The sequence below is a fragment of the Vibrio sp. Y176 genome (assembly GCF_033438945.1).
This window is the reverse complement of sequence record NZ_JAWOQS010000009.1, coordinates 35,011-58,895: the sequence shown is the minus strand read 5'-3', so window position 1 is coordinate 58,895 and position 23,885 is coordinate 35,011. Positions and strand designations below refer to the sequence as shown.

General features: G+C 44.6%; 21 protein-coding genes. 7 read left to right on the top strand and 14 right to left on the bottom strand.

The window, feature by feature from the left end; translation table 11 throughout:
• Window positions 1-18: 18 nt before the first annotated feature.
• The 8 genes from sucD to sdhC all read right to left on the bottom strand — a co-directional run bounded on the left by sucD (window position 19) and on the right by sdhC (window position 9,728).
• Complete coding sequence (sucD, locus tag R7O13_RS19335; RefSeq protein WP_005382181.1) at window positions 19-891, bottom strand: succinate--CoA ligase subunit alpha; 873 nt, start codon at window positions 889-891, stop codon at window positions 19-21.
• Window positions 891-2,057, bottom strand: coding sequence for an ADP-forming succinate--CoA ligase subunit beta (gene sucC, locus R7O13_RS19330; RefSeq protein ID WP_005382179.1), 1,167 nt, complete (start codon window positions 2,055-2,057; stop codon window positions 891-893). The genes sucD and sucC overlap by 1 nt, the downstream gene beginning before the upstream one ends.
• A 213-nt stretch (window positions 2,058-2,270) precedes the next feature.
• Window positions 2,271-3,479, bottom strand: a complete 1,209-nt coding sequence (odhB, locus tag R7O13_RS19325) for a 2-oxoglutarate dehydrogenase complex dihydrolipoyllysine-residue succinyltransferase (RefSeq protein ID WP_005382177.1) — start codon at window positions 3,477-3,479, stop codon at window positions 2,271-2,273.
• Between the two features lie 28 nt (window positions 3,480-3,507).
• Window positions 3,508-6,333, bottom strand: a complete 2,826-nt coding sequence (gene sucA, locus R7O13_RS19320; protein WP_005382176.1) for a 2-oxoglutarate dehydrogenase E1 component — start codon at window positions 6,331-6,333, stop codon at window positions 3,508-3,510.
• 171 nt (window positions 6,334-6,504) lie between these two features.
• On the bottom strand, window positions 6,505-7,215 hold the full coding sequence (locus R7O13_RS19315) for a succinate dehydrogenase iron-sulfur subunit (RefSeq protein ID WP_005382174.1): 711 nt from the start codon (window positions 7,213-7,215) through the stop codon (window positions 6,505-6,507).
• A 15-nt stretch (window positions 7,216-7,230) separates the two neighbouring features.
• Window positions 7,231-8,997 carry a succinate dehydrogenase flavoprotein subunit gene (gene sdhA / locus R7O13_RS19310; protein WP_005382172.1) on the bottom strand — a complete coding sequence of 589 codons (1,767 nt, stop codon included), beginning with the start codon at window positions 8,995-8,997 and terminating at the stop codon, window positions 7,231-7,233.
• On the bottom strand, window positions 8,998-9,342 hold the full coding sequence (gene sdhD / locus R7O13_RS19305; protein WP_005382169.1) for a succinate dehydrogenase, hydrophobic membrane anchor protein: 345 nt from the start codon (window positions 9,340-9,342) through the stop codon (window positions 8,998-9,000).
• A complete protein-coding gene (sdhC, locus tag R7O13_RS19300) occupies window positions 9,336-9,728 on the bottom strand; it encodes a succinate dehydrogenase cytochrome b556 subunit (protein ID WP_017634811.1) in 393 nt (130 codons plus the stop codon). The genes sdhD and sdhC overlap by 7 nt, the downstream gene beginning before the upstream one ends.
• Before the next feature lie 396 nt (window positions 9,729-10,124).
• On the opposite strand from sdhC, the gene R7O13_RS19295 reads away from it, so the two are divergent.
• Complete coding sequence (locus R7O13_RS19295) at window positions 10,125-11,414, top strand: citrate synthase (protein ID WP_005382163.1); 1,290 nt, start codon at window positions 10,125-10,127, stop codon at window positions 11,412-11,414.
• A gap of 92 nt (window positions 11,415-11,506) precedes the next feature.
• On the opposite strand, the gene R7O13_RS19290 is transcribed toward R7O13_RS19295, so the two are convergent.
• Window positions 11,507-12,265: a Nif3-like dinuclear metal center hexameric protein gene (locus tag R7O13_RS19290; RefSeq protein WP_033906914.1), complete on the bottom strand. Its 759-nt coding sequence runs from the start codon at window positions 12,263-12,265 to the stop codon at window positions 11,507-11,509.
• Between the two features lie 231 nt (window positions 12,266-12,496).
• Between R7O13_RS19290 and R7O13_RS19285 the strand changes: the two genes are divergently transcribed.
• Window positions 12,497-13,270 (top strand): DUF1853 family protein, encoded by a 774-nt coding sequence (locus tag R7O13_RS19285; RefSeq protein ID WP_033906915.1) that lies wholly within the window; start codon window positions 12,497-12,499, stop codon window positions 13,268-13,270.
• 61 nt (window positions 13,271-13,331) lie between these two features.
• Here R7O13_RS19285 and pgm read toward each other — a convergent pair whose 3' ends face one another.
• Both pgm and seqA read right to left on the bottom strand, forming a co-directional pair.
• A complete protein-coding gene (gene pgm / locus R7O13_RS19280) occupies window positions 13,332-14,978 on the bottom strand; it encodes a phosphoglucomutase (alpha-D-glucose-1,6-bisphosphate-dependent) (RefSeq protein ID WP_033906916.1) in 1,647 nt (548 codons plus the stop codon).
• Between the two features lie 92 nt (window positions 14,979-15,070).
• Window positions 15,071-15,613, bottom strand: coding sequence for a replication initiation negative regulator SeqA (seqA, locus tag R7O13_RS19275; protein ID WP_005382149.1), 543 nt, complete (start codon window positions 15,611-15,613; stop codon window positions 15,071-15,073).
• Between the two features lie 92 nt (window positions 15,614-15,705).
• Between seqA and R7O13_RS19270 the strand changes: the two genes are divergently transcribed.
• The 3 genes from R7O13_RS19270 to fldA all read left to right on the top strand — a co-directional run bounded on the left by R7O13_RS19270 (window position 15,706) and on the right by fldA (window position 17,389).
• Complete coding sequence (locus tag R7O13_RS19270; RefSeq protein ID WP_017819953.1) at window positions 15,706-16,473, top strand: alpha/beta fold hydrolase; 768 nt, start codon at window positions 15,706-15,708, stop codon at window positions 16,471-16,473.
• A 112-nt stretch (window positions 16,474-16,585) separates the two neighbouring features.
• Window positions 16,586-16,807, top strand: a complete 222-nt coding sequence (locus R7O13_RS19265; RefSeq protein WP_005393038.1) for a DUF2788 domain-containing protein — start codon at window positions 16,586-16,588, stop codon at window positions 16,805-16,807.
• Between the two features lie 48 nt (window positions 16,808-16,855).
• Window positions 16,856-17,389 (top strand): flavodoxin FldA, encoded by a 534-nt coding sequence (gene fldA, locus R7O13_RS19260; RefSeq protein ID WP_005382146.1) that lies wholly within the window; start codon window positions 16,856-16,858, stop codon window positions 17,387-17,389.
• Window positions 17,390-17,441: 52 nt separating this feature from the next.
• On the opposite strand, the gene R7O13_RS19255 is transcribed toward fldA, so the two are convergent.
• Window positions 17,442-17,945, bottom strand: a complete 504-nt coding sequence (locus R7O13_RS19255; RefSeq protein WP_005382144.1) for a DUF4442 domain-containing protein — start codon at window positions 17,943-17,945, stop codon at window positions 17,442-17,444.
• 200 nt (window positions 17,946-18,145) lie between these two features.
• Here R7O13_RS19255 and fcrX point away from each other — a divergent pair, with 200 nt between their 5' ends.
• Window positions 18,146-18,595, top strand: a complete 450-nt coding sequence (gene fcrX / locus R7O13_RS19250) for a ferric iron uptake transcriptional regulator FcrX (RefSeq protein WP_005382141.1) — start codon at window positions 18,146-18,148, stop codon at window positions 18,593-18,595.
• Between the two features lie 221 nt (window positions 18,596-18,816).
• On the opposite strand, the gene glnS is transcribed toward fcrX, so the two are convergent.
• Window positions 18,817-20,487, bottom strand: coding sequence for a glutamine--tRNA ligase (gene glnS, locus R7O13_RS19245; RefSeq protein WP_005382124.1), 1,671 nt, complete (start codon window positions 20,485-20,487; stop codon window positions 18,817-18,819).
• Window positions 20,488-20,763: 276 nt separating this feature from the next.
• Entirely contained in the window at window positions 20,764-22,257 is a 1,494-nt protein-coding gene (gene nagE / locus R7O13_RS19240) for an N-acetylglucosamine-specific PTS transporter subunit IIBC (protein WP_005384985.1), read from the bottom strand.
• Between the two features lie 489 nt (window positions 22,258-22,746).
• Between nagE and nagA the strand changes: the two genes are divergently transcribed.
• Window positions 22,747-23,883 carry an N-acetylglucosamine-6-phosphate deacetylase gene (nagA, locus tag R7O13_RS19235; protein WP_151514582.1) on the top strand — a complete coding sequence of 379 codons (1,137 nt, stop codon included), beginning with the start codon at window positions 22,747-22,749 and terminating at the stop codon, window positions 23,881-23,883.
• Window positions 23,884-23,885: the final 2 nt, after the last annotated feature.

Here is a 23,885-nt window from a genome sequence, read left to right as displayed (position 1 = left end):
ATTAAGTAGTGTGGTCGATTACCAACCCGTCACTTCACGTAGACCTTGGCCGATCTCTGCTAGAGATTTCACAGTTTTAACGCCAGCCGCTTCTAGTGCAGCAAATTTGTCTTCAGCAGTACCTTTACCACCAGAGATAATCGCACCAGCATGGCCCATACGCTTACCAGGAGGTGCAGTTACACCAGCAATGTAAGAAACCACTGGCTTCGTTACATTTTCTTTAATGTATGCTGCTGCTTCTTCTTCTGCAGTACCACCGATCTCACCGATCATAACGATCGCTTCTGTCTCAGGGTCTTCTTGGAACAGTTTTAGGATATCAATGAAGTTTGAACCCGGGATTGGGTCACCACCGATACCAACACAAGTAGACTGGCCGAAACCTTCGTCAGTGGTTTGTTTAACTGCTTCGTAAGTTAGAGTACCGCTACGAGATACGATACCTACTTTGCCTTTCTTGTGAATGTGACCAGGCATGATACCGATCTTACACTCATCAGGAGTGATAACACCCGGACAGTTAGGACCGATCATGCGAACGCCAGTTTCTTCTAGCTTCACTTTCACGTCGATCATATCTGTAGTAGGGATACCTTCAGTAATCGTTACGATTAGCTCGATACCCGCGTCAATCGCTTCTAGGATTGCATCTTTACAGAAAGGTGCTGGTACGTAGATGACTGTCGCTGTTGCACCAGTCGCTTCTACTGCTTCACGAACTGTGTTGAATACAGGAAGACCTAGGTGAGTTTGGCCGCCTTTACCTGGAGACACACCACCAACCATTTGCGTACCGTATGCGATAGCTTGCTCTGAGTGGAAAGTACCTTGACCACCAGTGAACCCCTGACAGATTACTTTAGTGTCTTTGTTAATTAATACAGACATTATTTAGCCTCCGCAGCAGCAACAACTTTCTGAGCAGCATCAGTTAGCGACTCAGCAGCAATGATATCAACATCAGAATTAGCAAGAACTTCGCGACCTAGGTCAGCGTTAGTACCTTCAAGACGAACAACAACAGGTACGCTTACGCCTACCTCTTTAACCGCACCGATAATACCTTCTGCGATCATGTCACAACGTACAATACCACCGAAGATGTTAACAAGTACCGCTTTCACATTGTCATCAGATAGGATGATCTTGAATGCTTCAGCAACACGCTCTTTCGTCGCGCCGCCACCTACATCTAAGAAGTTAGCTGGTTTGCCGCCGTGTAGGTTTACGATATCCATCGTACCCATTGCTAGGCCTGCACCGTTAACCATACAGCCAACGTTACCGTCTAGTGCTACGTAGTTCAGCTCCCACTGAGCTGCGTGTGCTTCACGCTCATCTTCTTGTGAAGGATCATGCATTTCACGAAGCTTAGGCTGACGATACAGTGCGTTTGAGTCGATGTTGATCTTACCGTCAAGACATAGCAAGTTGCCTTCGCCAGTAATCACAAGTGGGTTGATCTCTAGCAGAGCAAGATCGTACTGAGAGAACATAGTGCCAAGACCCATAAAGATCTTAACGAATTGTTTGATTTGGTCGCCTTCAAGACCAAGTTTGAACGCTAGCTCACGACCTTGGTAAGCTTGTGGACCTACTAGTGGGTCAATTGCTGCTTTGTGGATGAGTTCCGGCGTTTCTTCCGCAACTTTTTCAATTTCCACACCACCTTCGGTAGAAGCCATGAAAACGATCTTACGGCTAGCACGGTCAACTACCGCACCTAGGTATAGTTCGTTCGCAATATTTGAAGCTTCTTCAACAAGGATTTTTGTTACTGGCTGACCATTTGCGTCTGTTTGGTAAGTTACTAGGTTTTTACCTAACCACTTCTGTGCAAACTCTTTAACGCCTTCTTTTGTATCGTGTAGCTCTACGCCACCCGCTTTACCACGGCCACCAGCGTGAACCTGACATTTAACTACTTTCTTGGCTGTACTGATACGGCCTGCGGCTTCAAAAGCTTCTTGTGGTGTATCACACGCGTAGCCTTCTGGCACAGGCAAACCGAATTCTGCAAACAGCTGTTTGGCTTGGTATTCATGCAAATTCATTTCGATATTCCGTTTGTTTTTCCCTTAAGGGATTTATTATTTCCATAACGCTGCAGTCTTGGCTGCTTGTACGTCTGTAGGGTCTTCTCAAATCAATCCTTCATAACGAGTACTCTTACTGAAGGATTAAAATGAAGGCCAAACGTTGAGCTAGTCTAGCCATTGAAATTTTTAACGTCTAGCTACCTACGATAACTAGACGTTTTAGCGATATTAAACGTCTAATAGGAGACGTGCTGGGTCCTCTAGTAACTCTTTAATCGTTACTAGGAAGCCAACTGATTCACGACCATCAATTAGGCGGTGATCGTAAGATAACGCTAGGTACATCATCGGCAAGATTTCAACTTTGCCATCCACTGCCATCGGACGCTCTTGGATCTTATGCATACCAAGAATCGCTGATTGAGGTGGGTTGATGATTGGTGTAGACATTAGTGAACCGAACACACCACCGTTTGTGATAGTGAAGTTACCGCCCATTAGCTCGTCTACCGTTAGCTTGCCATCACGACCTTTAATAGCCAGCTCTTTGATGCCTTTTTCAACATCAGCGAAACCAAGCTTGTCACAGTCTTTTAGGACAGGTGTAACTAGACCACGTGGCGTTGATACCGCCATGCTAATGTCGAAGTAGTTGTGGTAAACAATGTCATCGCCATCAATCGAAGCATTTACTTCTGGGTAACGCTTAAGCGCTTCTGTTACTGCTTTCACGTAGAAAGACATGAAGCCCAAACGAATACCGTGACGCTCTTCGAACTGATCTTTGTACTGCTTACGAAGGTCCATGATTGGTTTCATGTTCACTTCGTTAAACGTCGTTAGCATTGCCGTGTTGTTCTTCGCTTCTAGCAGACGGTTAGCGACTGTCTTACGAAGGCGAGTCATTGGAACACGCTTCTGACTGCGAGCCGCTGCCGGCACGTCAACCACTGCTGGCGAGTCTTCTTTTGACGCAGATTTAGCGTTCGCAAGATGCGCTTCAATATCTTCACGCGTAATACGACCACCAACACCAGTGCCTTTCACTTGGCTTGCTTCTAAGCCATGTTCAGCCAACAAACGGCGCACTGCTGGGCTTAATGCGTCATTACTTTCTTCGCTAAGCGCAGCTTTGTGACGCTTATCAGGAGATGCTTCAGTACCTTCTGTTTTGTCTGCAGTTGGTTCACCTGCAACTGCGCCTGGCTTCAATTTAGCAATGATTTGTTTAGAAAGTACTGTCGCACCTTCTGCTTCAACAATAGCTTCTAAAACGCCAGCTTCCGGAGCTGGAACTTCTAGCACAACTTTGTCTGTTTCGATGTCAACCAAAACCTCGTCACGCTCTACTGCGTCGCCTGGTTGTTTGTGCCATGTCGCTACGGTTGCATCAGCAACTGATTCAGGTAAATCTGGAACCAGAATTTCAATTGTCATATCTGTTTCTTCCTTTAACTTCTAATTCTTAATTCGAAGTTTTTGAGTTCACGTTCAGAGCGTCTTCAACCAACGCTTTTTGTTGTTTCAAGTGCACCGACATGTAGCCAACTGCTGGCGAAGCAGAAGCTGGGCGACCTGCGTATTTAAGATTTGCACCTGCAGGAATAGCGGCACGGAAGTTATGTTGGCTACAGTACCAAGCACCTTGGTTCTGAGGTTCTTCCTGACACCACACGAAGTCTTCAACGTTAGTGTATTGAGCAATTGCTGCTTGTACTTCTTCCATTGGGAATGGGTAAAGCTGTTCAATACGCACGATAGCAACATCGTCTTGCTCGTTGTTACGGCGCTGCTCTAGTAGGTCAAAGTAAACCTTACCAGCACAGAACACGACACGTTTCACTTTGCTTGGTTCTAAATCATCTACTTCTGGAATTGCAGATTGGAATGTACCATCCGCCAAGTCTTCAATCGTTGAAGTACATAGAGGGTGGCGCAGCAAAGATTTCGGCGACATAACAATGAGAGGTCGACGCATTGGGCGTACAACCTGACGACGAATCATGTGGTACACCTGAGCCGGTGTTGAAGGAACCACAACCTGCATATTTTGCTCAGCACAAAGCTGAAGGTAACGCTCTAAACGTGCAGATGAGTGCTCAGGACCTTGACCTTCATAACCATGAGGTAGAAGCATAGTAAGACCGCACAAACGCGCCCACTTTTGCTCGCCTGACGAGATAAACTGGTCGATAACAACTTGTGCACCGTTGGCAAAATCACCAAACTGTGCTTCCCAGATAGTTAAACCACCTGGTTCGGCTGTTGCGTAACCGTATTCAAACGCCAACACTGCTTCTTCTGACAATACTGAGTCAAAGACTTGGAATGGCCCTTGGTTGTCATGAATATTCGCTAATGGAATGTAAGTGCTTGCATCGGTTTGGTTATGAAGAACCGAGTGACGGTGGAAGAAAGTACCACGACCCGAGTCCTGACCAGAAAGACGAATACGCTTGCCATCGTCAACCAATGTAGCATACGCCAATGTTTCAGCCATACCCCAGTCAATGGCTTTTTCACCGGTCATCATTGCTAGACGATCGTTGTATAGCTTATTAACACGGCTTTGCAGTTTATGGCTTTCTGGGTACTGACACAGACGATTGCCTAGCTCAATAAGGCGTGTCTTGTCGTATTTTGAATCCCACTCCATATCCCATTCGTGCCCTAAGTAAGGGGACCAGTCTACAGAGTGCAACGCCATTGGACGCCATTCTTTAACAACCACTTCACCGCGATCTAATGCATCGCGATACTCATTGACTAACTGAGTCGCTGTCTCGATATCTGATTCATTTTTATCGATCAGAACATCTGCATACAATTTGCGTGGTGTAGGATGCTTTTTGATTTTCTGGTACATCAAAGGCTGAGTCGCATTTGGCTCATCCGCCTCATTGTGGCCGTGGCGACGGTAACATACAAGATCAATCACGACATCGCGCTTGAACTCGTTACGGTAATCCAATGCAATGCGAGTAACAAAAGCAACTGCTTCTGGGTCATCTGCATTTACATGGAAAATTGGCGCCTGCACCATCTTCGCGATATCGGTACAGTACATCGTAGAACGCGTGTCACGAGGATTAGACGTCGTAAAGCCTACTTGGTTGTTGATGACGATACGTACCGTACCACCAACTTGGAACCCACGAGCAAGAGACATGTTGAACGTTTCGGCAACCACACCCTGACCAGCGATTGCAGAATCACCGTGGATGGTGATAGGAAGCACTTTGCTACCTTGATTATCACCCAAGCGATCTTGACGTGCTCGAACTGAGCCCATGACTACTGGGTTTACGATTTCTAGGTGCGACGGGTTAAATGCAAGTGCTAAGTGAACATCACCGCCAGGAGTCGCAAAATCAGCAGAGAAACCTTGGTGATATTTCACATCACCCGTACCCCAAGTTTCGTCGTGTTTACCGGCGAACTCATCAAACAGGTCTTGAGGTTTCTTACCAAGTACGTTCACCAGCATGTTCAAACGACCGCGGTGAGCCATACCGATAACCACTTCACGCATTCCACTTGTACCCGCATGACGGATCAACTCTTTCGTCATCGGAATCAGCGCATCACCACCTTCTAAAGAGAAACGTTTTGCACCTGGGAATTTCGCCCCGAGGTAACGCTCCAAACCTTCAGCGGCTGTTAGCTCTTCTAGGAATGTGCGCTTCTCATCTTTGTTGAATGATGGCTGGCCTACGACAGACTCAAGGCGTTGCTGAATCCAACGCTTTTGCTCTGTGTCAGTCATGTGCATGTATTCAGCACCGATGGAACCGCAATAAGTTTTGTTGAGGGCTTCATAGATATCTTTCAACTTCATGGTTTCTTGCCCAACAGCAAAAGAACCTACGTTGAAAGTTTCTTCGAAGTCATCTTCGGTAAGATTATGAAAAGCAGGGTCTAACTCCGCCACTGTTGGGCGTTGCCATAGACCTAGTGGGTCTAATTCTGCAGCTTCATGCCCGCGGAAACGGTATGCGTTGATTAGCTGTAGAACTTTTACTTGTTTTGCATCGACATCTGGGTCACTAACTTGGACATTGTAATGCTTTGTTTCTCTAGCGAGTCGTCGGAAGTAGTCACGGACACGTGAATGTGGTTGTTCTGCCACTTCTTCTGATGGCTTAGGCAAGCCTTCAAAAACACGTTTCCACTCCTCACTTACCAGATCGGGATCACTTAGATACAGTTCGTAGAGGTCCTCTACATACGTTGCATTGGCGCCAGCCAAGTGTGAAGACTCGAGCCATGCCTTCATCACGCCGTTGTGCATATTTTCCCTTAACCAGTAGTTTTCACGTTTGCTTCGGTCTTTGCCGAGCTATAAGAGCCGACTAAAAATACGGTCGGCAATTTTTGTATTCTTTACTCGAATATTACTGAAGCAGTGAAGCGGTCATATCGGGTGATCCGCAACACTGCGACATTCCTAAGAGCGAGTAAATTAAACCGAACGATTAACCAACATCGACTTAATGTGACCGATGGCTTTCGTCGGATTTAATCCCTTAGGACAAACACTTACACAATTCATGATGCCATGGCAACGAAAAACGCTAAATGCATCATCAAGATCAGACAAACGTTCATCTGTTGCCGTATCGCGGCTATCAATTAGCCAACGGTACGCTGCGAGAAGACCAGCTGGGCCGATGAATTTATCAGGGTTCCACCAGAATGATGGGCAAGACGTTGTACAACATGCACACATGATACATTCGTACAATCCATCTAAATGCGCACGATCATCAGGCGATTGTAGGTTCTCACGTGATGGTGGTAATGCACCATCATCAATCAAGAATGGTTTAACTTTCGCATAGTTATCATAGAACTGCGTCATGTCAACGATAAGATCGCGCACGACAGGTAACCCTGGTAGTGGACGAATAACTATTTTATCGCCTTGTAGAGCAGATAACGGTGTGATACACGCTAGGCCGTTTTTACCATTCATATTCAAACCATCAGAACCACATACCCCTTCACGGCATGAGCGACGGAACGCGATGCTTGGATCTTGCTCTTTTAGCAGAATCAATGCATCAAGCACCATCATGTCTGAGCCTTCGTCTACCTCAAGGGTATACTCTTTCATGTAAGGCTTGGTATCCACATCCGGATTGTAACGGTATAAAGAGAAGTTTAATTTCATAGTCGTATCCTCCCTTTAGTATGTACGTACTTTCGGCGGGAAAGCTTCACGATGCGTTGGCGTCATGTTCACATCACGCTTAGTCATCGCTTCTGTTTCCGGATTGTAGATAGAGTGGCATAGCCAGTTCTCATCATCACGCTCAGGGAAATCGAAACGAGCATGTGCGCCACGACTCTCTGTACGGTAGTTTGCTGCAACGGCAGTTGAAAACGCGGTTTCCATCAGGTTATCAAGTTCTAGACACTCAATACGCTGCGTGTTGAACTCTGAAGACTTGTCCGCTAGATGCGCATCTTTCAAACGTTCGCGAATCACTTTCAACTCTTCTAGACCGGTTGCCATCGCATCGCCTTCACGGAATACCGAGAAGCTGTTTTGCATGCATGCTTGTAGGTCTTTACGAATCTGAACTGGATCTTCACCACCAGTGCTGTTTTCCCAACGCATAGTACGCGCTAGAGACGCTTCAATATCAGATTCTGTTGCAGGACGAGCTTCTGCTTGCGCTGCTAGCGTTTCGCCAAGGTGCAAGCCAGTAGCACGACCAAATACGACCAAGTCTAGTAATGAGTTGCCGCCCAGACGGTTAGCACCGTGTACCGATACAGAAGCAATCTCACCACATGCGTAAAGGCCTTGTACTTCCATCTCGCTACCGTCGGCCTTCTGCTTAATTGCTTGGCCAGAGACTTGAGTAGGTACACCACCCATCATGTAGTGACAAGTTGGAATTACTGGAATTGGCTCTTTCACTGGGTCAACGTGTGCAAATGTACGAGACAGTTCACAGATACCTGGTAGACGTGATTCAAGTACTTCTTTACCAAGGTGATCAAGTTTCAACTTGATATGTGGACCCCAAGGACCATCACAGCCGCGGCCTTCACGAATTTCAATCATCATTGAACGAGCAACCACGTCACGACCAGCAAGGTCTTTCGCGTTTGGTGCGTAGCGCTCCATGAAGCGTTCACCATCTTTATTTAGAAGGTAACCACCTTCACCACGACAACCTTCCGTCACTAGAACACCCGCGCCAGCAATACCTGTTGGGTGGAACTGCCACATTTCCATGTCTTGCATTGGAACGCCTGCGCGAAGTGCCATACCAACGCCATCACCCGTGTTGATGTGCGCGTTAGTGGTCGATGCGTAAATACGACCTGCACCACCTGTAGCTAGAATGGTTGCTTTCGATTTGAAGTAACAGATTTCACCCGTTTCCATACAAATCGCAGTACAACCCATGATTGCGCCGTCTTGGTTTTTCACAAGATCCAAAGCGTACCACTCCGAGAAGATGGTTGTTTTGTGTTTTACGTTTTGCTGGTAAAGCGTGTGAAGAAGTGCGTGACCAGTACGGTCTGCAGCAGCGGCTGTACGAGCAGCCTGCTCACCACCAAACTCTTTAGATTGGCCACCGAATGGACGTTGGTATATGGTACCGTTATCAAAACGAGAGAATGGAAGACCCATTTTTTCAAGCTCGATAACTGACTCAGGACCATTTTTACACATGTATTCAATCGCGTTCTGGTCACCGATGTAGTCGGAACCTTTAACGGTATCGTACATGTGCCATTGCCAATCGTCTTTGTGCGAGTTACCCAGAGCAACGGTAATGCCGCCCTGTGCAGACACAGTATGAGAACGTGTTGGAAATACTTTTGACAACAAAGCACATGATAGGCCTTGCTCTGAAATTTGTAGTGCAGCGCGCATACCTGCACCACCAGCGCCGATTACTACGGCATCAAACTCACGAACTGGAATAGACACTTACGCACCCCACAGAATAAATAGACCAGAGAAGACATAGCCGAATAGCACGGCAATAACACCAAGTTGTAGTGCGCCACGTAGTTTCGCGCACTTAATGTAATCAGTTAATACTTGCCACAAACCAACCCAAGCGTGAATCAGGATCGAGACAAGTGCCAACATGGTGAATACTTTAGTGAAGGTACCACCAAAGAATTGGGTCCAAGATGCGTAAGAGATATCTGAAAATGCACAGAAGCTAATCAGATAAATCGTGTATAGCGTCATAATGATTGCAGTTGCACGAATTAGTAGGAAATCGTGTACACCATTACGACCAAATGAAGATACGTGTTTTACCATACCAAGATCCCCGCCAATAATGATAATACTGCTGTTGCACCAAACGCGACTTTAGCGCTCATCGTGCCTGAATCTAGTTCTTCAAAGTGACCTAGATCCATCAATAAGTGACGGATACCACCTGCGATGTGGTAGGCAAGTGCAGTAAGAATTCCCCACAGGATGAATTTTACGAAGAAGCTATCGACGATGTCAGCGGCTTCCATAAAACCCATTGGGGATGACAGAGAAATGGATAGTAACCACAGTAATATACCCACCGCAACAAACGTAATTACCCCAGACACACGGTGTAGGATGGATGCGATTGCTGTGATAGGAAAGTGGATGGTCTGTAAATCTAAATTAACAGGTCTTGACTTTCTTTCTTTCACGGGCTTGCTCACTCAGCTCCATTGAGCATTTATTGTTATAACCAATTTCAGCTTCCAAACGTACAAAAGTTAACATCTATTTAACAAATATCGCGAGTAACCACTCAGATAATTGTAAACAAGTTGTTAACAAACGGAATCCAGCAACAAACCTCACTCTTTGTTTCTAGCCCCGAATTTATAAGGATTTAACTAAAATTTTCTTTGCCAATATACGGCGAGCAACATTCTAATACAATTGGTGTAACAAATTATGCTACATAGAACAGATTTTTAACGATTTTCATGAGAAAAATCATAACAAGTGCACACAAAGATGGAGAAAAATTGACTTTAAGCTTTAACAACAGTACAAAAATGGCACATAAACATCCTGGACGGATTAAATAATAAACAAAGGAGATTGTTATGGCGGATAAGAAAGCGACCCTTCATGTTGAAGGTCAAGCGCCAATCGAACTGCCAATTATGGACGGTACGCTAGGTACACCTGTAATTGACGTTCGTAAGCTGGGAGCCAATGGTTACTTTACTTTTGACCCAGGTTTTCTTGCCACTGCATCTTGTGAATCATCAATCACGTACATCGATGGCGGCAAAGGTATTCTTTTGCACCGCGGTTTCCCGATTGATCAATTAGCCAATAACGCAGATTACTTAGAAGTATGTTACATCCTTCTTTATGGTGAAGCCCCTACCCGAGAACAATACGAGCAATTCAAAACGACCGTTACTCGTCACACAATGGTACACGAGCAAATCGCAAGCTTTTTCCATGGCTTCAGACGCGATGCTCACCCAATGGCGGTAATGTGTGGTGTAGTTGGAGCACTTGCAGCCTTCTATCACGACTCTCTTGACATTAACAACGACGAACACCGCGAAATTGCAGCGTACCGTCTGCTGTCAAAAATGCCAACACTGGCGGCGATGTGTTACAAATACTCTATCGGTCAGCCATTTATTTACCCTCGTAACGACCTTAGCTACGCTGAGAACTTCTTGCATATGATGTTCGCAAACCCTTGCGAAGAGTATGAAGTAAATCCTGTGGTTGCCCGTGCGATGGATAAGATTTTCACTCTACACGCGGATCACGAACAGAATGCGTCGACATCAACTGTACGCCTAGCTGGCTCTTCTGGTGCGAACCCATTTGCATGTATTGCCGCTGGTATTGCATCCCTTTGGGGACCTGCTCACGGTGGTGCAAACGAAGCCTGCTTGAGAATGCTAGAAGAGATTGGCAGCGTCGATAACATCCCTGAATATGTAGACCGCGCGAAAGACAAAGATGACCCATTCCGCTTAATGGGCTTTGGTCACCGCGTTTACAAGAACTACGACCCACGTGCGACAGTAATGCGCGAAACGTGTCATGAAGTTCTCAAAGAGCTAAACATTCAAGACCCTCTGCTAGACGTTGCAATGGAACTTGAGCGCATTGCGCTTTCTGATGAGTACTTCGTGTCTAAGAAGCTGTACCCGAACGTAGACTTCTACTCAGGTATCATTCTTAAAGCGATTGGTATTCCAGTTTCTATGTTTACGGTTATCTTCGCGATTTCTCGTACCATCGGCTGGATTGCTCACTGGAACGAAATGCACAGCGATCCACTGAACCGCATCGGTCGTCCTCGTCAGCTATACACTGGCGAAACACAACGTGAGTTTTCTCCACTTCACGAACGTGAATGATCTTTTAGTACGAAGATAGACAAACAAAAGGGTTGAGATTTTCGTCTCAACCCTTTTTTCTTTTTTGCGTTTAACGTTATTAATGGAGAACGCTAAACCGGATTATCAATATCGATAAACTCCACATGTAGGCCATATTCATCCGCTAGCCATTTGCCTAAGGCCTGAACACCATAACGCTCAGTAGCATGATGACCTGCAGCAAAGTAATGAATGTCCATTTCACGAGCGGTATAAGTGGTGCGCTCTGAAATTTCTCCAGAGATAAATGCATCCAGCCCGTGCTGTACAGCAAGTTCAATGAAATCCTGCCCTCCACCAGTGCACCAGCCGACTGTCTCAATCATCTTATCGGTATTCTCTGGAGCGATATGCAGAGGCTCTCTATCAAGAACTTGGTTGATCTTACTCGCAAATTCAACACCAGACATCGGCTTTTTCAAGCGCCCAAACATAACAACTGACTGAGGGTGCCCTTCAAGCCCACCTTCTACTTCGATTTCAAGTAAGCGAGCTAATTCAGCGTTGTTGCCTAGCTCTGGATGAATATCTAGAGGAAGGTGATAACCATATAAGTTGATATCGTTTTTGATCAGACTACGAATTCGTTTACCTTTCATGCCACGAATTGGCTCAGGCTCACCTTTCCAAAAATAGCCATGATGAACAAGCAATGCGTCTGCATTAAGCTCAATCGCTTTATCGATTAAGGCTTGAGAGGCGGTTACGCCAGTGATAACACGCTTTACCGCTGATTTCCCTTCTACCTGTAACCCATTTGGTGCGTAATCTTTAATTAACTGCGGTGACAGTTTGTCATTAAGAATCTGTTCTAGCTTTAAGTTATTCATTATTACTTCCAATTTCTAGCGCATGTAAACCTAAATAACCTCTTGATGGAATCAGACGAAAGAATGCAACCTAGTTGATACAACAACGTTTTGACATCTGGCACCTTGATATCATTTAGGTCTTTAAAGTGTATCTCGAACCCTAATATCGATGCTAGCCACCCTACCCTCAAAAGCAAATTTAGTTACAATAACAAAGCTTGTCGCCTCACCATAAATTTAGGGATACGGATGAACCAACTGCAACGCTTTTACCAATGGATCGCCACTTCACCTCCGCTTTTCAAGTTAACCCCTCCGTTTGCAACCTTAGAAGATATCTCGGTCAAACCTTTGAATAGCTCAGAACAATACAATGGTAATCCGAGACTGGGTTTTTTATATCAGCACCTATGCACTGCGGCTCTTTCTAATTCAGAACGATATCAGATTATTGCCGAAGAAATTCAGTTAAACGACGCGGAAGGTAAGACCATTGGTGCTGTCGATTTAGTGTTGAGGAATACAGAATCAAATCAGATAGAACATTGGGAAGTGGCGATTAAGTTTTATCTTCTTTACAACGGCATTTGGTATGGCCCGAATGCTCACGACCAGTTACATGTAAAATTGGATAGAATGCTCACGCATCAGCTGAAAATGAGCGATCGCCCGGAATTTCAAAAAATAATTCCTTTAAACGACTCTCCAGAAGAGCGCCTAATGATGCAAGGACGACTCTATATTAATCCGTTTACTCCAGAGCCAACTCCTAAGGAGTGCTTGGGTTATGAATTAAATCCAAGTCAGATTAGTGGTTACTGGTGCTATCAACGTCAATGGGATTTAATTGGTAAACCCCTTTATCATTTACATAAACCATGCTGGGCGACCGGTACAGACGATTTCTCTCAACCTATTGAAAAGCCTTTAGATCGATTCATACACGCACAAACGGAAGACGGTCAATTCTGGTTTGTGGTACCAGATTCATGGCCCGGAGATAAAGCGGTTCGGGGCACTTAAACATGAAAGGGTTGATGTTTTCACATCAACCCTTTGCTAGATACATTGACCATTGGATGTTTTACAAACCAGCGGCTGCAAACACTTGATTAACGATCTCTTGTGCTTCAGCTTCGATTTGTTTCAGATGTTCTTCACCTTTGAAGCTTTCACAGTAAATCTTGTAGATGTCCTCTGTGCCTGATGGACGAGCAGCGAACCAACCGTTAGCCGTCGTTACTTTAAGGCCACCAATCGCAGCACCATTGCCTGGTGCATGCGTTAGACGAGCAGTGATCGCATCACCTGCTAGAGTTTCAGCCGCAACCATTTCTGGTGACAACTTCTTCAATACGTCTTTTTGTGGGCCATTTGCTACAGCTTGAATACGGTTGTACTTCGACTCACCGTGCTTCGCCGCTAGCTCTTCATAGTAATCTTGAGGGTTCTTACCCGTTACCGCAGTGATCTCTGCTGCTAGAAGGCATAGCAAGATGCCATCTTTGTCTGTTGACCAAGGTGTGCCATCTTTACGAAGGAAAGACGCACCAGCACTTTCTTCGCCGCCGAAACCAAACTTACCAGTGTACAGACCGTCTACAAACCATTTGAAACCAACAGGCACTTCACATAGCTCACGACCTAGATCCGCAACAACACGGTCAATCAGCGCACTTGAAACTAGTGTTTTACCAACAGCGACGTCTTTACCCCACGCGTCACGATGACGGTACAAGTAGTCAATACAAACGGCTAAGAAGTGGTTCGGGTTCATCAAACCTTTTGGCGTAACGATACCGTGACGGTCGTAGTCAGGATCGTTACCAAATGCTAAATCGTATTCGTCTTTCAGTGCCAATAGACCCGCCATTGCGTAAGGAGAAGAACAGTCCATACGCACAACGCCGTCTTTATCTAGCGACATGAATTGGAAAGAAGGATCGATCGATTCACTTACTAGCGTTAGGTCTAGGTTGTATGCCTGACCAATTTGACGCCAGTAATCGATACCGCTGCCACCCAATGGATCTACACCAATCTTCAGGTTCGCCTTTTGGATTGCTTCCATATCGATAACGTTCACCAGGTCATCGATGTATGGCTTCACCAAGTCCATCTCTACAAACAGATCCGATGCTTTTGCTTCTGCTAGTGGTAGGCGTTTCACACCTTGTAAACCTTCAGCAATCAGTTCGTTCGCACGATCTTCGATAGCTTGAGTCAACTCAGCTTCTGCAGGACCACCATGTGTCGGATTGTATTTGATACCGCCGTCTTGTGGTGGGTTATGTGATGGAGTAATAACGATACCGTCTGCTTTTTCATCGTGTTTGATGTTGTAAGTCAGAATCGCGTGTGAAATACCCGGTGTTGGCGTGTAACCGTTGTCTTGTTGGACAATCACTTTCACACCATTTGCAATCAGTACTTCAATCACACTTGAGAAAGCAGGCTCAGATAGCGCATGCGTGTCTTTACCCACAAACAACGGGCCAATTGTGCCTTGCTCAGAACGAACTTCTGCTACCGCTTGAGCGATCGCTAAAATGTGGTTTTCGTTAAAAGTGTGCTTGTCTGCAGTACCGCGGTGGCCAGAAGTACCAAATTGAACTTTGTGTTCTGCGTTTGCCGCGTCTGGTTGAAGTAAGAAGTAGTTAGCAACGAGTGCTGGGATATTGTGAAGATCTTCCTGCTGCGCTTTTTGCCCAGCACGAGGGTGCATAGCCATGTTTGACATCCTTTCTTTCAATACAAATAAAATTAAAAAAGCCTCATAATATCCGCTCACTGCGACGCATTATGAGGCTTCTATCAGGTTTCTTAGATTGAACCTGTTACTTTTTCTATTAAGTCAGGTTGGAACCCCATGTGTGCCATCACTTGTTCAACCATCTGTCTTTTACGACTTGTATTGTTATTCGTGATAACCCAAAACGGTGTGCCAGGAATGGCTTTTGGCTTGGTCGTATTACCGTTTGCTAGCAAGGTTTCTTCATTATCTGCAAAGTACACGCGTTTGCGTCCTTTTACATTCGTAGCCTGGGCGAAACCTTCTGGATTCAATTTATGTAAGGTCGATAATACCAACATAAAGCGATCAATCGCTTTTTTTAGACCGGCAAACTCATCAGAAATAAGCAGCGAACGCATTTCTTTCACTACATCAACAGATTCCGTTTTACCCGCATCTTTACTTACTACAATCCCTTGTGGCTTCTCTACTACAGGCGCGGCTTTAGCTTCCTGCAACTGACCATCAAGGTTTAAAAGGCGTCGCAAAATATCCGAGGCGCTTTCACCGATATGCTTAGTTTGACTAGCTATATAACGGTATAGATCCTCATCAACCTCAATTGTTTTCATTCGCTTTTCACATTCTCAATGTTTAAACTCTGGGGGATTATAACGAGATCCACGCGGATACTCCACGTTAAACCCATCACGAATAAGATAAAATGTCAGCATTACTCAACTATAAGCAGGAAGGCCAAGGCCAAACAGTTGTTTTGATTCACGGATTGTTTGGTAGTTTAAGTAATCTGGGTCTACTCGCCCGCGATCTTATTAAAGATCACACGGTGATCAGTATTGATCTGAGAAATCACGGCCTCTCTTTCCACTCCGAAGTCCATAACTATACCGATATGGCAAAAGATGTGGCTCAGCTCCTTCAGCACTTAAACGTTGAGCCATCTATTGTTATTGGTCACTCCATGGGCGGAAAAGTCGCGATGGCTCTTGTGGACATTGCGCCAAATGTAGTCAAGCAGTTAGTCGTTCTCGACATGGCGCCTGTTGCCTACACTACGAACCGTCACGATAATGTTTTTAACGGCTTACATGCTGTTATTAATGAAAAACCAGCAAATCGACAGCAAGCCATGGATATCCTAGCTCAACATATTGAACTCGATGGTGTAAGACAATTTCTCTCTAAATCACTGTACAAAAATGGCGATAAGATGGATTGGCGGTTTAACGTACCGAGCCTTTTTGAGAATTATGACCAAATTATTGGCTGGCAAGAAATCACACCAACAGATATCCCAACTTTGTTTATCAAAGGCGGCGACTCTGACTACTTAATGCCAGAACATCAGCCGGCAGTGAAGCGACAATTTAACCATGCTAAAGCACACATTATCGCTGGCACTGGTCACTGGTTACACGCCGAGAAACCGACAGAAGTAATGAGAGTCATTCGAAAATACATTTCGAGTTAACAAATTCGAAAAGCAACACTAGATTATTGAAATAACCCTTCTTGTAGTGCATTAACTTTACCGTTTAACAGTGGTATAGTGCGCCCAAGATTTTTCGGCATGAAGGGCTAAAATGCTTTACGACTATATGGATATGCTCGAGTCTATTGGACTCGATCTTCTTTTTGCTGCTATCTTTTTTTTCATCGGGATGGCGATAAAAGATGTGCTAAAGCAAGGCAATGTACCTGTTTTTGGTCGTCGTATTGTGTGGTTAGTCCTTTTCCTAGGCTGTGCTGGCTTTATTGCAAAAGGTGTAATTCAGCTAACTTGGGAAGGCTCAGGGTTAGGTTAAACCCTTAGTAGCATCGCCAATAACAAACAATGTAAAGGTATAGACTCTATGGCAAGTGTAGGTATCTTCTTCGGTAGCGACACAGGTAATACTGAAGCCGTTGCAAAGATGATTCAAAAGCAACTAGGTAAACATCTAGTTCACGTTCAAGACATCGCGAAAAGCAGCAAAGAAGACATTGATAACTTCGATCTTCTTCTTCTAGGTATCCCAACTTGGTACTACGGCGAAGCACAATGTGATTGGGATGACTTCTTCCCTGAGCTTGAGCAAATCGACTTCTCTACTAAGCTAGTGGCTATCTTTGGCTGTGGCGACCAAGAAGACTACGCAGAATACTTCTGTGACGCGATGGGCACAGTCCGTGATATCGTTGAATCTAAAGGCGGCACAATTCTTGGCCATACCTCGACAGAAGGCTACGAATTTGAAGCGTCTAAAGCACTTGTTGAAGGTGACGAAAGCCAATTCGTAGGTCTATGTATTGATGAAGACCGCCAACCAGAATTGACTGACGAGCGTGTTGAAAGCTGGGTTAAACAGATCTATGAAGAGATGTGTTTAGCTGAGCTAGAAGGCTAATCAAATTGAATGATGCAAAGACCTCCACTTGGAGGTCTTTTTGTATGTATTGTCACACAGCGTCGGTAAGTACTTCCTCTTCGCGATACTGAGGTTTCTTTCTTACATAAAGCTTGCGTTGAACCTCTGAAACCACATTCCCCTGTTTATCTTTTACATGAGTAATAAACTCAGGAAAACACTTTTCTCCATTCCGTGTCATTTGATAAATGTTTTCCAGCATCCCTTCAGTGACCTCAAATTCTGCAAACAAATCACTTTGCCCCGGCTTAATAAAGTTAATGCTTGCCTCTTTATCCCACACATAATATTCCTCTCGTAGAATCCCCATCAGCATCAACGAGTAAATAGGATCAGTTAAAGAGAAAATACTGCCGCCATATTGGGTGCGATTGGCATTTTTATTCCACCAGCGAAGCTTTAAACGTACCTTTACAGTACGGAAGTCTTGAGAAATATGTAAGATTTTAATACCCGCCCCCCAAAAAGGAGGCCAAATATTGAGTGCGAACTTTACAATTCCTGGTTTGTATATCTTCGCTAGTCGCCTATTCATCGCTATCCCTGCCCTCTCCAAGCTTAATGTTACACAATTGTAACTGGTCAGAGCTGTAATATAATGGACCTGTTTCTAATTTACAAAAAGATTCTATTAACCCTTTGAAGTTCGTGGTTTAATGTTCCGAACGCTTATCCTATAATGGTAGGAAGATTGAATTCTGTTAAATCGCTGCAGATGATCCAACGGGAAAGTATATGTCAGATAATAATCAGGCGCTGAAGGATGCGGGTTTAAAAGTAACCCTTCCGAGGCTAAAAATTCTAGAAGTACTTCAGCAGCCAGACTGCCAGCACATCAGTGCTGAAGATTTGTACAAAAAGTTGATTGATCTAGGTGAAGAAATTGGCCTAGCAACTGTTTACCGAGTTCTAAACCAGTTCGACGATGCTGGTATTGTAACTCGTCACCACTTTGAAGGTGGAAAGTCAGTCTTCGAATTATCGACTCAACATCACCACGACCACCTAGTGTGCCTAGACTGTGGTGAGGTAATTGAATTTTCTGACGATCTTATTGAAGAACGTCAAAAAGAGATTGCAGCTAAGTACAATGTCACACTAACAAACCACAGCTTATACTTGTACGGCAAGTGTAGCGATGGTGGTTGTAAAGACAATCCAGATGCACACAAACCGAAAAAATAAGGGTTTGTTAATTTAAAAAGTAAACGCCAGCACATGCTGGCGTTTTTTGTTTCTAGAAGTAAGTACCTTAGACGTCAGCACTTTGGTTACAGAACAAAAGCTACTAAACGCCCATCTTTTTCTCCACAGTCTTGCACATCTATATAGCGCTCTGTGGGAGTAGGTATAAAAAATGCCAGCGTTTGCTGGCATTTTTTCATCATTCTCAGCATTAATCGAGATTATTGATTCTCAATTTTTGCCCAGGTATCACGTAGACCGACCGTGCGGTTGAATACTAGATTATCTGCTGAAGAGTCTTTCGAGTCTGCACAGAAGTAACCCATACGTTCAAACTGGTAACCTTTTTCTGCTTCTGCAGAAGCTAGGCTAGGCTCGACAAAGCCATTGATCACAACTAATGATTCAGGGTTGATAGTAGAAGCAAAATCTTCCGCTGCGCCTGGGTTTGGCACCGTAAATAAACGATCGTACAGACGAATTTCCGCTGGAAGAGCTTTATCAGCTGACACCCAATGAATAACGCCTTTCACTTTACGACCATCTGCTGGGTTTTTACCTAGCGTATCTGCATCGTAAGAACAGAAGATCGTTGTGATGTTGCCTTCGGCATCTTTTTCAACGCGCTCAGCTTTGATCACGTAAGCACCACGTAAACGAACTTCTTTACCTAGCACTAAACGCTTGTACTTTTTGTTCGCTTCTTCACGGAAGTCTTCACGCTCAATCCACAATTCACGCGTGAATGGCACTTCACGCACGCCCATTTCAGGTTTATTTGGGTGGTTGGCAACTGTCAAGTTTTCTACTGCGCCTGCTTCAAAGTTTTCGATAACAACTTTAACAGGATCCAGTACAGCCATTGCACGCGGAGCGTTCTCGTTTAGGTCATCACGAATACAAGATTCTAATGAACTAAACTCGATCATATTTTCTTGCTTCGTTACACCAATACGCTTACAAAACTCACGAATAGATGCAGGTGTGAAGCCACGACGACGCAGACCTGAGACAGTCGGCATACGTGGATCATCCCAACCATTAACCAGTTTTTCAGTAACTAGCTGGTTAAGCTTACGCTTAGACATCACTGTGTATTCAAGGTTTAAACGACTGAACTCGTATTGATGTGGACGGCTTTCGATCGTGATGTTGTCTAGAACCCAATCGTACAGACGACGGTTATCCATGAATTCAAGCGTACAAATAGAGTGCGTAATGCCTTCTAATGCATCAGAAATACAGTGCGTAAAGTCGTACATTGGGTAAATGCACCACTTATCACCAGTTTGGTGGTGCGTAGCAAAACGCACACGGTATAAAACTGGATCGCGCATGACCATGAATGAAGAACCCATGTCGATTTTAGCACGAAGACACGCTTTACCTTCTTCAAATTCACCAGCGCGCATTTTTTCAAACAACGCCAAGTTCTCTTCAACAGAACGGTCACGGTATGGACTTGGTTTACCTGGCGCCTTTAGTGTGCCGCGGTATTCACGAATTTGCTCTGGACTTAGCTCATCTACATACGCTAAGCCTTTGTTAATCAATTCAATTGCATATTCGTAAAGCTTATCGAAGTAGTTTGATGAGTAACATACTTCACCACTCCACTCAAAGCCCAACCAGTTTACATCTTTCTTGATAGACTCAACGTATTCGATGTCTTCTTTTTCAGGGTTTGTATCGTCGAAACGCAGATTACATTGACCCTGGTAGTCCTGAGCAATACCGAAGTTCAAACAGATAGACTTAGCATGACCGATATGCAGGTAGCCATTTGGCTCCGGCGGGAATCGAGTATGCACGCTAGTGTGTTTACCATCCGCTAGATCTTTATCAATGATCTGGCGAATAAAGTTTGATGGACGAGCATCAGCTTCACTCATCTATAGCACCTCAAAAATATTAGTATTGTCAGAGAAAACGGAACCCTGTATCCAAGTGTGGTTTCACAGAGTACATTGTTCCTAATGATCCACAATTCTAAGCAATTAGACAACAAGAACTCGCTCTAAAACGACAATATTTATCGAGTTGGCGTGAAAGCAAAGCAGATTCAAAGGGCCTAAACGAAAAAAGGCCTCCTGCGGAGGCCTTTTGCGATGTTGTAGTATCAATTGTTTGCAATACCAATAACAAACAATCGCACCACTATTAAACAGTTAAGCTGGTAACTGAACACCACTTAAGTCTTCATCTTTAGATACATTCTTCATCTCACCAGCAACAATCTCTGCTAGTGGACCAAGGATAACTTGTAGGTTGTTTGTACCTAGCTTCACAACTCCCATAGCTCCAAGATCTTTCAGAGTTTTCTCATTGATAACGCTCATATCTTTCACAGAAAGGCGCAAACGAGTAATACAGGCATCGATAGAACTTAGGTTGTCATGACCGCCAAGTGCTTTCAAGTACTGACGAGCAAGCTCTGAAGAATTGCTTGATCCAGCCACGTTAGATGAAGCTTCTTCATCATCTTCACGTCCCGGTGTTTTAAGGCCAAACTTAACAATCACGGTACGGAACACGAAGTAGTAAACCGCAAAGAAACCAAGACCTTGTACAATGAGCATGTACCAGTTTACCGCTAGCGGGTTACGAGTCGACAATACTAAGTCGACTAAACCAGCAGAGAAACCGAAACCTGCAATCCACTGCATTGATGCCGCGATATAAACTGATAGACCAGTCAGCGCTGCGTGAAGAACGTACAGTCCTGGAGCAAGGAACATGAATGCAAATTCAAGTGGTTCTGTTACACCTGTAAAGAATGAAGCAAACGCAGCTGCAATCATGATAGATGCCACTTTCTCTTTATTCTTTGATTTCGCAGTATGGTACATCGCTAGAGCAGCGCCTGGTAAACCAAACATCATGATTGGGAAGAAGCCCGCTTGGTACATCCCCGTAACACCTACCGTTGCCGTGCCTTCAGCTAATGATTTCGCACCGCCAAGGAAGTTTGGAATGTCATTAATACCAGCAACATCAAACCAGAACACTGAGTTTAGTGCATGGTGCAGACCAACAGGAATTAGAAGACGGTTGAAGAATGCGTAAACACCTGCACCTGCTTCACCCATACCTTGAATGCTTTCACCAAAACTGACCAGACCGCCGTAAACTGATGGCCAAACGTACATCAGGATGAACGCAATAACGATACCAGCAAAAGACGTTAGGATCGGTACAAGACGCTTGCCAGAGAAAAACGCCAGTGCTTTGTGCAGCTCTACGTGAGAAAAACGGTTGTACAACTCAGCAGAAACAATACCAACCAAGATACCGACGAACTGGTTATTGATTTTACCAAATGCAGCAGGTACTTCACTTGGGTCAATGCCTTGAATTTGTGATACTGCACCAGGGGCCAAAAGCGTTGTGACAACTAAGAAGCCCACGAAGCCTGAAAGTGCAGCGGCGCCATCTTTGTCTTTAGACATTCCGTAAGCAACACCAACAGCGAACAATACTGACATGTTGTCAATGATCGCTGCACCAGCTTTAATAAGAAATGCAGCAAGTGCACTGTTTGCGCCCCAGCCATTTGGGTCGATCCAGTAGCCAATACCCATGAGTATTGCTGCTGCAGGAAGTGTGGCAACCGGCACCATAAGCGCCTTACCCACCTTCTGGAAGTATCCGAGAATGTTCACCTTAAGTTCCCCCTATAGGATTAGATGTTATGTTGAATGACTTATTTCAGCCGTCCAATTTAGTCATCCTAAGTTTATGATATTAATTTTGCTCCGCAAATTAAAAGCTCACCGTTTGTGATCATAATCACCACAATTTGCCCTTTCGGAAGGTTTTTGCTAGCGAGATCATAAAACTTATTTTATTATACGAAAAAATGGCGTTTTAAAGATAATATTCTCGCACTTTATGCAAGGCAGAATCAGTGTTATTTTGGTATCTAGGCGGGTAAATCACTGTAACTTTGCTCTGAAAAAGAATCATAAAAAACCATACAATTATTACTTTTCAGTTAGTTACTATGACAATAACATCGATAAAACGCGACTTGCTGTATGTGACTCGTTATCTAATTCAGTGATACAAACTAAGTACCCATATGACTGAAGCAGTCTCTACTTAGATAACGATATAGAAATTGAATTCTCATCTATAAGGACTAGCTGACTATGTACGCGCTAAGTAACTGTAAAATTTATACCGGTAGTGATGTTCTTACCGATCATGCGGTCATCATCGAAAACGATCTTATTCAATCTATTGTGCCGGTTTCTGAGCTACCTCAAAGCATCGAAGTAAAAGACCTTGCAGGCGCTAATCTAAGTCCAGGCTTTATCGATCTGCAGTTGAACGGTTGTGGCGGTGTAATGCTAAACGATGCAATTACCCCTAAAACCATGCAAATCATGCACCAGGCAAACCTCAAATCTGGCTGTACTAGCTTCCTGCCAACACTCATTACGTCATCTGATGAAGATATGCGAACTGCAATTGCCGCAGCTCGTGAGTACCACAACAAGTATCAAAATCAATCGCTTGGTTTACACCTCGAAGGTCCTTACCTTAACGTCGCGAAAAAAGGCATCCATAACGTCGATTTTATTCGCCCATCAGACGAAAGCATGATCGACCTTATCTGCGCAAACGCCGATATCGTAGCGAAAGTAACACTAGCACCTGAGCATAACGACCCAGAGCATATTGCGCGATTAAAGGCTGCTGGCATCGTGGTTTCAATTGGCCATACAAATGCAACCTACGCCGAAGCACGTAAAAGCTTTGAAGCAGGCATTACTTTTGCTACACACCTCTTTAATGCAATGACACCAATGGTTGGTCGTGAACCAGGAGTTGTTGGTGCAATTTACGATACTCCTGACGTATACGCTGGCATTATTGCTGATGGTTTTCACGTCGACTACGCAAACATCCGAATTGCTCATAAAATCAAAGGTGACAAGCTTGTTTTGGTGACGGATGCCACAGCTCCAGCAGGTGCTAACATTGATCACTTTATTTTTGTCGGTAAGAAAGTATATTACCGAGATGGTAAGTGTGTTGATGAAAATGGCACGCTAGGCGGCTCAGCTTTGACAATGATTGAAGCAGTTCAGAATTCAGTTGAGCACGCGGGGATCGCTTTAGACGAAGCTCTACGAATGGCCACGTTATACCCAGCAACAGCAATTGGTGTTGAGGATCGCCTTGGCCGAGTTCGAAAAGGGATGGTTGCAAACCTGACTATTTTCGATCGTGACTTTAAAGTAAAAGCGACGGTTGTTAACGGACAATACGAGCAAAATTAAGC

Coding starts and splice junctions, on each gene's coding strand:
- sucD (WP_005382181.1), bottom strand. CDS start 891: ATGTCTGTATTAATTAACAAAGACACTAAAGTAATCTGTCAGGGGTTC.
- sucC (WP_005382179.1), bottom strand. CDS start 2,057: ATGAATTTGCATGAATACCAAGCCAAACAGCTGTTTGCAGAATTCGGT.
- odhB (WP_005382177.1), bottom strand. CDS start 3,479: ATGACAATTGAAATTCTGGTTCCAGATTTACCTGAATCAGTTGCTGAT.
- sucA (WP_005382176.1), bottom strand. CDS start 6,333: ATGCACAACGGCGTGATGAAGGCATGGCTCGAGTCTTCACACTTGGCT.
- R7O13_RS19315 (WP_005382174.1), bottom strand. CDS start 7,215: ATGAAATTAAACTTCTCTTTATACCGTTACAATCCGGATGTGGATACC.
- sdhD (WP_005382169.1), bottom strand. CDS start 9,342: ATGGTAAAACACGTATCTTCATTTGGTCGTAATGGTGTACACGATTTC.
- R7O13_RS19295 (WP_005382163.1), top strand. CDS start 10,125: ATGGCGGATAAGAAAGCGACCCTTCATGTTGAAGGTCAAGCGCCAATC.
- R7O13_RS19290 (WP_033906914.1), bottom strand. CDS start 12,265: ATGAATAACTTAAAGCTAGAACAGATTCTTAATGACAAACTGTCACCG.
- R7O13_RS19285 (WP_033906915.1), top strand. CDS start 12,497: ATGAACCAACTGCAACGCTTTTACCAATGGATCGCCACTTCACCTCCG.
- pgm (WP_033906916.1), bottom strand. CDS start 14,978: ATGGCTATGCACCCTCGTGCTGGGCAAAAAGCGCAGCAGGAAGATCTT.
- seqA (WP_005382149.1), bottom strand. CDS start 15,613: ATGAAAACAATTGAGGTTGATGAGGATCTATACCGTTATATAGCTAGT.
- R7O13_RS19270 (WP_017819953.1), top strand. CDS start 15,706: ATGTCAGCATTACTCAACTATAAGCAGGAAGGCCAAGGCCAAACAGTT.
- R7O13_RS19265 (WP_005393038.1), top strand. CDS start 16,586: ATGCTTTACGACTATATGGATATGCTCGAGTCTATTGGACTCGATCTT.
- fldA (WP_005382146.1), top strand. CDS start 16,856: ATGGCAAGTGTAGGTATCTTCTTCGGTAGCGACACAGGTAATACTGAA.
- R7O13_RS19255 (WP_005382144.1), bottom strand. CDS start 17,945: ATGAATAGGCGACTAGCGAAGATATACAAACCAGGAATTGTAAAGTTC.
- fcrX (WP_005382141.1), top strand. CDS start 18,146: ATGTCAGATAATAATCAGGCGCTGAAGGATGCGGGTTTAAAAGTAACC.
- glnS (WP_005382124.1), bottom strand. CDS start 20,487: ATGAGTGAAGCTGATGCTCGTCCATCAAACTTTATTCGCCAGATCATT.
- nagA (WP_151514582.1), top strand. CDS start 22,747: ATGTACGCGCTAAGTAACTGTAAAATTTATACCGGTAGTGATGTTCTT.